General features: G+C 67.2%; 9 protein-coding genes and 1 pseudogene. 1 reads left to right on the forward strand and 9 read right to left on the reverse strand.

The features are described from left to right. From EN949_RS31035 to cbiE, 5 genes are all read right to left on the reverse strand, one after another. A partial coding sequence (locus tag EN949_RS31035; RefSeq protein ID WP_127371880.1) for a cobyrinate a,c-diamide synthase occupies nucleotides 1–809 on the reverse strand: 809 nt, incomplete at its 3' end. After that, complete coding sequence (gene cobA / locus EN949_RS31040; RefSeq protein WP_127366835.1) at nucleotides 806–1,624, reverse strand: uroporphyrinogen-III C-methyltransferase; 819 nt, start codon at nucleotides 1,622–1,624, stop codon at nucleotides 806–808. The genes EN949_RS31035 and cobA, both read right to left, overlap by 4 nt. After that, nucleotides 1,621–2,385: a precorrin-4 C(11)-methyltransferase gene (gene cobM / locus EN949_RS31045; RefSeq protein WP_127366834.1), complete on the reverse strand. Its 765-nt coding sequence runs from the start codon at nucleotides 2,383–2,385 to the stop codon at nucleotides 1,621–1,623. The genes cobA and cobM overlap by 4 nt, the downstream gene beginning before the upstream one ends. Beyond that, nucleotides 2,382–2,768 carry a cobalamin biosynthesis protein gene (locus EN949_RS31050; protein WP_013531079.1) on the reverse strand — a complete coding sequence of 129 codons (387 nt, stop codon included), beginning with the start codon at nucleotides 2,766–2,768 and terminating at the stop codon, nucleotides 2,382–2,384. Before EN949_RS31050 ends, cobM begins: the two co-directional genes overlap by 4 nt. Further along, nucleotides 2,765–3,994 (reverse strand): precorrin-6y C5,15-methyltransferase (decarboxylating) subunit CbiE, encoded by a 1,230-nt coding sequence (gene cbiE, locus EN949_RS31055; protein WP_127367720.1) that lies wholly within the window; start codon nucleotides 3,992–3,994, stop codon nucleotides 2,765–2,767. The genes EN949_RS31050 and cbiE overlap by 4 nt, the downstream gene beginning before the upstream one ends. A 1-nt stretch (nucleotide 3,995) precedes the next feature. On the opposite strand from cbiE, the gene EN949_RS31060 reads away from it, so the two are divergent. Next, nucleotides 3,996–4,772: a cobalt-precorrin-6A reductase gene (locus EN949_RS31060; protein WP_127371420.1), complete on the forward strand. Its 777-nt coding sequence runs from the start codon at nucleotides 3,996–3,998 to the stop codon at nucleotides 4,770–4,772. On the opposite strand, the gene EN949_RS31065 is transcribed toward EN949_RS31060, so the two are convergent. The 4 genes and pseudogenes from EN949_RS31065 to EN949_RS36230 all read right to left on the reverse strand — a co-directional run. Continuing rightward, nucleotides 4,736–5,500: a precorrin-3B C(17)-methyltransferase gene (locus tag EN949_RS31065; protein ID WP_024501370.1), complete on the reverse strand. Its 765-nt coding sequence runs from the start codon at nucleotides 5,498–5,500 to the stop codon at nucleotides 4,736–4,738. The genes EN949_RS31060 and EN949_RS31065 overlap by 37 nt on opposite strands. Further along, nucleotides 5,497–6,255 (reverse strand): precorrin-2 C(20)-methyltransferase, encoded by a 759-nt coding sequence (locus tag EN949_RS31070; RefSeq protein WP_024501369.1) that lies wholly within the window; start codon nucleotides 6,253–6,255, stop codon nucleotides 5,497–5,499. The genes EN949_RS31065 and EN949_RS31070 overlap by 4 nt, the downstream gene beginning before the upstream one ends. Beyond that, entirely contained in the window at nucleotides 6,252–6,884 is a 633-nt protein-coding gene (locus EN949_RS31075; protein ID WP_027160554.1) for a precorrin-8X methylmutase, read from the reverse strand. Before EN949_RS31075 ends, EN949_RS31070 begins: the two co-directional genes overlap by 4 nt. Nucleotides 6,885–6,886: 2 nt before the next feature. Next, nucleotides 6,887–7,070 (reverse strand): annotated as a pseudogene (locus EN949_RS36230) (precorrin-3B synthase); the annotation flags it as partial.

Below are 7,070 nucleotides of genomic sequence, written 5' to 3' on the forward strand. Positions count from 1 at the left end.
GCCTTGCGCCAGTAGGCGGCGACATGCGGATAGAGGAAGGTGAAGGCGGCATCCTCGGCCAGCGCGATGCGTTGGCCGGGCGGCGCCAGCGCGTCGTCGAAACCGCCGGGCGCCGGAGTGAGGGGCGTCGCCAGGGCCATGATCGCATCGAGATCGAGCGACTTTTCCGCCATGTCGGCCAGCCGGTCGAGATGCGCCATCAGGTCGTCATATTCGCCAGCCTGGACAAGGCCGAGATGCCGTTCGGGCAGGTTCAGCGTGGGATCGCGCAGGATGGCGCCGACGACCGGCAGGCCGATCGCCTCGATGGCCTCGCTGCACAGCTTGCGGTGGCGCTCGCTGCCCAGCCGATTGAGCGCGACACCGGCCATGCGCACGTCAGGATCATAGGTGGCAAAACCCTTGGCGACAGCCGCCGCCGTGGTCGACTGGCCGGAGACGTCGAGCACAAGCAGCACCGGGAGGCCATAGAGCCGCGCCAGGTCGGCCGCTGAGCCGGTTCGGCCGGGAGCCGCGGGTATCCCGTCGAACAGGCCCATGGCGCTTTCCAGGATGACGAAATCGGTGTCATCGGCGGCTTGCGCGGCAAGCCCGTTGAGCAGCGATGGCGGCATCGCCCAGCTGTCCAGATTGACACCGGAGAGGCCCGTGGCGGCGGTGTGGAAGCCGGGGTCGATATAGTCGGGGCCGGATTTGGCGCCGCGCACTTTCAAGCCGCGCCGGGTCAGCGCGCGCAGGATGCCGATGGTGACGCTGGTCTTGCCGGAGCCGGAGCGCGGCGCGCCGATGATGATGGCGCGGGCCGTCATGCTTGCCCCGCCAGGGCCGCGCGCATGGCAACGATGCCGCCGACGACGATCAGCGCCGGCGAGGCGAGACCGACGGCCGCTGCTTCCTCGGCAATGGTGGCGAGCGTGGCGACGACGGTTCGTTCCTGCGGCGTCGTCGCGGCGACGATCACTGCCGCCGGTGTCGACGGCGCCAGCCCGCCATCGAGCAGTGCTGCGGCGATCAAGGGCAGATTGGCCATGCCCATATAGACGACCACAGGCTGGCCGGTGCGGGCGATCGCTGCCCAGTCGAGATCGTCATCGGTGCCGGCGGCGTGGCCGGTGGCCAGGATCACCGCCTTGTTGATGCCGCGCATGGTGGCGGGGATGCCGGTCGCGGCCAGCGCACTGAGGCCCGAGGTCAGGCCGGGCAGTACGCGGAACGGGATACTTTCCCGCGCCAGCGCCAGAGCTTCTTCGCCGCCACGGCCGAAAATATAGGGATCGCCGCCCTTCAGCCTGACGACGCGGCGGCCTTCGCGTGCGAGCCGGACCAGCAGGGCGGTGATGTCGTCCTGTTTCATCGACGGTTTGCCGCCGCGCTTGCCGGCAAAGAAAAGCTCGGCATTCTCCGCAACTGCGACAATGTCAGGGGACACCAGTGCGTCGTAGACCAGCGCATCCGCCTCGGCCAAAGCCGCCAACACTTCAAGCGTCAGGCAGCCGGGGTCGCCGGGGCCGGCGCCGGCCAGCCAGACATGGCCCGGCTCCAGTTGGCGCGGCTTGAAGTTCAGCCGGGACAAGGCTTTTTCGAGCGTGGCGTTTTCGCCGGTGTTTTTGGTGCTGCCGCTCACAATCCGTCCCGTCCGCGAAAACGCCGCTGATAATGGGCGTCGTATAATGAACTCTCGCCAAAACCTTGCGCCGCCAGCGAGCGGCCGACGAAGATGATCGCCGTGCGCTCCATCGGATCGGCGGCGAGCTGTGCCTCGATGGTCGCCAGCGTGCCGGTCAGCACGCGCTCGTCCGGCCAGGAAGCGCGGAAGACGACCGCCACCGGGCAATCGCCGCCATAGTGCGGCGTCAGTTCGGCGACGACGCGATCGATGGCGTGGATGGCAAGATGAATAGCGAGCGTGGCGCCGGTGCGGCCGAAGCCTGCCAGCGTCTCGCCGGGTGGCATTTTGGAGGCGCGCCCGGAAATGCGGGTCAGCACCAGGCTTTGCGCGACTTCGGGAATGGTCAGTTCGCGGCGCAATGCGGCGGCGGCAGCGGCGAAGGAGGGGACGCCCGGCGTCAGCGTATAAGGGATGCCGTGCTTTTCCAGCCGGCGGATCTGCTCGGCGACCGCGCTCCATACCGACAGGTCACCGGAATGCAGCCGGGCGACATCCTGGCCTGATTTGTGCGCGTCGAGATAGGCGGCCTCGATCTCGTCGAGCGACATCGGCGCGGTGTCGACCAGCTTTGTCCCCGGCGCGCAGTGCTGCAGCAATTCGGGCGCGACGATCGAGCCGGCATGCAGGCAAACCGGGCAGTTTGCCAAAAGCCTTGCGCCGCGCAGCGTGATGAGGTCGGCCGCACCTGGACCGGCGCCGATGAAATGAACGGTCATGGCGCATCTCCGCTGATGGCGATGGCACAGGTGACCGGGCCGAGCACGGTGCGGGGGCCAAGCAGTTTTGCGCCTGTGCCGGCCACGGCGAGGGCGGACGCCTCGGAGACCGATGGTGTGCCGGCAACATCCTGCGAGAGATCGGAATGGCTGAGCGTATCCGACGAGGCAGCTTGAAGTGCTGAGTCGTCGACGACGATGACGGGAAGACTCAGCGTGCGGCCAGCGGCGGCGATCGCTTCTTCATCCTTCTTGAACGCGGCAGTCGCCAGTGCCGACAGCGCCGTCATCGCCAACCCATGCGCCTCCAGCGCCGTTTCGATCGCCGCAAGCACCTCTTCGACGCCCACGCCCTTTCGGCAGCCTATGCCTGCGACCATCATGGCTTCATCCAGCTCCATTGCGTCACTGGCATGGCCGGCCGCCAGGCCTGCATCGAGCCGACCGGCGAGGCCCGGGAGATGTTTATCCGCGTGAGATCGCCGCCGAGCTTCGTATGCTGGGCAAGAAGCAGGGCTTCCATCTCCAGCGTCACCGCGTTTGCCACGAGACGGCCGCCCGAGCGAAGCACCTTGATGGCTGTGCTCAAGACGCCGGTGTCGCTGCCGCCGCCGCCGATGAAGATCGCGTCAGGCGTATCCAGTCTGGCTAGCGCCTTGGGCGCGGCGCCTTCGACCACGACAAGGCCGGGAACGCCACAAGCGGCGGCGTTGTGGCCAATACGGGCAGCGCGCACCGGATCGGCCTCGATGGCAAAAGTGCGCATCGAAGGGTGGGCCAGCATCCATTCGATGCCGATGGAACCGGAGCCGGCGCCGATGTCCCACAGCAACTCGCCGCGCCGCGGCGCCAGCGCCGACAGGGTGATCGCGCGGATTTCGCGCTTGGTGATCTGGCCGTCATGGTCGAACAGGTGATCGGCAAGGCCTGATGTGAGCGGCAGCACGCGCGCGTCCGGACCGGATTCAACTTCGACCGCCAGCACGTTGAGCGGATTGAGGTTTTCGAGGTCGAAGGCATCGGCGCGGACCGAGCGCTGGGTCTCGCTTGGCCCACCCAACGCCTCCAGGATCGTCAGCCGCGATGCGCCGAAGTCGAGTTCCGCGAGCAGGCGGGCAATCGCCGCGGGGGCCTCTGCATCCGAGGTCAGCGCCAGGATGCGCGCGCCTGGCTGCAGCAGCGGCCGGATCAGGTCGAGCGGCCGGCCGTGCAGCGAGACGGTTTCGATATCCTGCAGCGCCCAGCCGAGCCGGGCGGCCGCCAGTGAAACGGCTGAAGGCGCGGGGATAACGTGCATCTCCTGCGCCTTGACCTTGCGGGCGAGCGTGGCGCCGACGCCATGGAAGAACGGATCGCCGGACGCGAGCACACAGACGTTCCTGCCGGCAAGCGCCAGGACGTCAGCCATCTCGGCATCGAAGGGAACCGGCCATGGGCGCGGCTCGCCCTTGGCGAAGGAAGCGACTAGGGCGAGGTGCCGCTTGCCGCCGAAGATGATCTCAGCCTGGGCAATCCGCTGCTTGGCCTCGTCGCCGAGACCCGCTAAACCGTCCTCGCCGATGCCGACGACTGTCAGCCAGGCGGCTCGCGATTGACGCTCAGCAGGCATAATGACCCACCGTATCCTGATCCTCGGCGGCACTACCGAAGCGCGGCAACTGGCCGGAAAACTGGCGGCGCGTGCCTCGGTCACGCTGTCTCTGGCCGGCCGCACCGAAAGCCCGGTCGCGCAAGGCGTGCCGGTGCGAAGCGGAGGCTTTGGCGGCGCCGACGGGCTGGCCGCTTACCTCACGGAAACGGCCACCGATCTGCTGATCGACGCCACGCATCCCTATGCGGCGCAAATCTCCGCCAATGCCGCACAAGCCGCGCGCATGGCCGGCGTGCCGATCCTTGCCCTGCGGCGTCCCGGCTGGGATCCTGTCGAAGGCGACCGCTGGACGTTGGTCGGTACGGTCGGCGATGCCGCGCAAGCGCTTGGACCGGCGCCGCGCCGCGTTTTTCTGGCACTGGGCCGGCAAGAGGTTGCGGCTTTCGAAGCAGCGCCCCAGCACCACTATCTCATTCGCAGTGTCGATCCGGTCGAGCCGAAGCTGGCCGTGCCCGACGCCGAATATCTGTTGGCCCGTGGCCCGTTTCGCGACGCGGAGGAACGCGCGCTGCTCGAAAGGCACCGCATCGATGTCGTGGTGTCCAAGAACAGCGGCGGCGAGGCGACCTTTGGCAAGATCGCCTCGGCGCGGGCGCTTGGCATCGAGGTGGTCATGATCCGCAGGCCTGATCTGCCGGACGTGCCCTCGGCTGAAACCGTCGAAGCGCTGGCCGCCATTGTCGATCGATTTGGGGTCGATCATTTTGTCCGACCCGTGGAAGAGCGCGGCGTGTAGACCAGCGCCGGCTTCTCCGTGCGCTTGATAATCCTGGTTTCCGGCGAGCCGATGATGATGCAGGTCGCCATGTCCGCCTTTTCAGCCTCGACATCGGCCAGCAGGTAGACCTCGATACGCTCGTCCGGGCGACCGGCGGCGCGGCCGAAGATTACCGGCGTGGTGCCCGGCAGGATGGCGGTCAGGCACTCGAAGGCGCGGCCGAGTTGCCAGGGGCGGGCCTTGCTGATCGGGTTATAAAGCGCGATGACGAAGCCGGCACCGGCCGCCGCCAGCAGGCGCAGTTCGATCAATTCCCATGGCTTTAGATTGTCGGAGAGCGAGATGGCGCAGAAATCATGGCCGAGCGGCGCCCCGATGCGGGCGGCAACCGCCAGCATGGCGGTGATGCCGGGCACCACGGCGACATCGACCGCGCGCCATTCGACCGGACCGGCCTCGATCGCCTCGCAGACGGCCGCCGCCATGGCGAACACGCCGGGATCGCCGCCGGAGACCACGGCGACGTCATGGCCCTCTGCGGCCTTGCTCAATGCGTCCTTGGAGCGGGCGAGTTCCTCGCGGTTGTCGGAAGCGACGCGGGTCTGGTCCGGGCGCAGGTCCAGCCGATCGAGATAGGGCTTGTAGCCGTAAAAGAATTTCGCCTCGGCGACAGCGCGGCTGGCCTCCGGGGTGACCTGATCGGCATTGCCGGGCCCAAGGCCGATGACGGTGAGACGGCCACTCATGCCTGTGCTCCCACGGCGCCGGGGCGACCGGACCAGCCGGCGACCAGCACGATGGCGAAGTAGGGTGCCTTGTCGTCCTTTTTGTCGGCAAGCTTCATCGAGACGCTGCCGGCCATGGTGCCGCGCTCGACATAGACGGCGCGCGACAGCTTGGCCGTAGCCTCCAGCGCCCGCCTGATCTTGGGCAGGTTGCGGCCGACCTTCATGATCACGGCGGCATCGGTGTCGGCGAGCCGGCGGCTCAGCTCGAATTCGCTCATCGTGCCCGGCAGCACGGTGAGCACGTCGTCGCCCTGGACGATCGGAATACCGGTCTGCGACCAGCAGCCGGACATGGCGGTGACGCCGGGGATGACTTCGGTCGGAAAACGATGGGCGAGGCGCACATGCAGATGCATGTAAGAGCCGTAGAACAGCGGGTCGCCCTCTGACAGCACCGCAACCATTCTGCCGGCTTCGAGGTGCTCGGCGACCTTCTCGGCCGACTCTTCGTAGAAAGCCGTGATCTGCGAGCGGTAGTCGTCGTGATCCCTGGCGATTTCGGTTGTGACGGGATAGAGCAGCGGCAATTCCGTCATTTCGGGCCGGAACTGCGCTTCGACGATGGCACGGGCGTTGCTGTTGTTGCCGCGCTTGGCGAAATAGGCCACGACATCGGCCTCGGCCAGGATGCGGGCGGCTTTTAGGGTCAGCAGTTCGGGGTCGCCAGGACCGGTGCCGACGCCAACGAGGCGGCCTTTGAGAAAGGCGTTCACAGGCCAGGCCTCGCCAATGAATTGAGCGCGGCGGCGGTCATGGCACTGCCGCCAAGCCGGCCACGCACGATGGCGTAGGGAACGCCGTAGGAATTCTCGGCCAGCGCATCCTTGGATTCGGCCGCACCGACGAAGCCGACCGGCATGCCGATGATGGCCGCCGGCTTTGGTGCGCCATCGCGCAGTTTTTCCAGGAGATAGAATAGCGCGGTCGGCGCATTGCCGATGGCAACCACAGAGCCGGCCATGCGCTCGCCCCAGAGGTCGATGGCGGCCGCCGAACGGGTGTTGCCGATTTGCCTGGCAATTTCGTGCGTACGCGGGTCGCGCAAGGTGCAGATCACCTCGTTGCCCGCCGGCAGCCTGGCGCGGGTGACGCCATGCGAGACCATTTCCGCGTCGCAGAAGATCGGCGCGCCGGCCGCCAAAGCGGTGCGGGCGGCGGCAACGAAATCCTTGGAGAACACAAAATGACTTGAAGCTTCGACCTGGCCGCAGGCATGGATCATGCGAATGGCGACATCGGCCTCGGCTTCGGAGAAGCGCGACAGATCGGCCTCGGCGCGGATGATGGCGAAGGAGCGCTCGTAGATCGCCGTGCCGTCATGGATGTAGTCGTAGGCGGCCATGCTCATTTCCGTTTTTCAGTTTGGGCCTGTCGGTAGGCCTCGGCGATACCGGCCGGCCCGAGCCTTGTCAGGCAAGCGGCGGCGGTTTCACCTTGATATCGTGTGCTGCGGATCATCGCCGCGACGCGGCCGATGCCGCGCGCGGCGTCATAGCCCGGCCTGTAGCCGGCAGGAAGGGCCTTTGCC

The sequence above is a fragment of the Mesorhizobium sp. M7A.F.Ca.US.007.01.2.1 genome, from assembly GCF_003998165.1.
In the GTDB taxonomy this organism is placed as follows: Bacteria; Pseudomonadota; Alphaproteobacteria; order Rhizobiales; family Rhizobiaceae; genus Mesorhizobium; species Mesorhizobium ciceri.

What these genes read in the sequence shown, in the direction of transcription:
- cobM (WP_127366834.1), bottom strand. Translation starts at nt 2,385, where the DNA reads ATGACCGTTCATTTCATCGGCGCCGGTCCAGGTGCGGCCGACCTCATC.
- EN949_RS31050 (WP_013531079.1), bottom strand. Translation starts at nt 2,768, where the DNA reads ATGATGGTCGCAGGCATAGGCTGCCGAAAGGGCGTGGGCGTCGAAGAG.
- cbiE (WP_127367720.1), bottom strand. Translation starts at nt 3,994, where the DNA reads ATGCCTGCTGAGCGTCAATCGCGAGCCGCCTGGCTGACAGTCGTCGGC.
- EN949_RS31060 (WP_127371420.1), top strand. Translation starts at nt 3,996, where the DNA reads ATGACCCACCGTATCCTGATCCTCGGCGGCACTACCGAAGCGCGGCAA.
- EN949_RS31065 (WP_024501370.1), bottom strand. Translation starts at nt 5,500, where the DNA reads ATGAGTGGCCGTCTCACCGTCATCGGCCTTGGGCCCGGCAATGCCGAT.
- EN949_RS31075 (WP_027160554.1), bottom strand. Translation starts at nt 6,884, where the DNA reads ATGGCCGCCTACGACTACATCCATGACGGCACGGCGATCTACGAGCGC.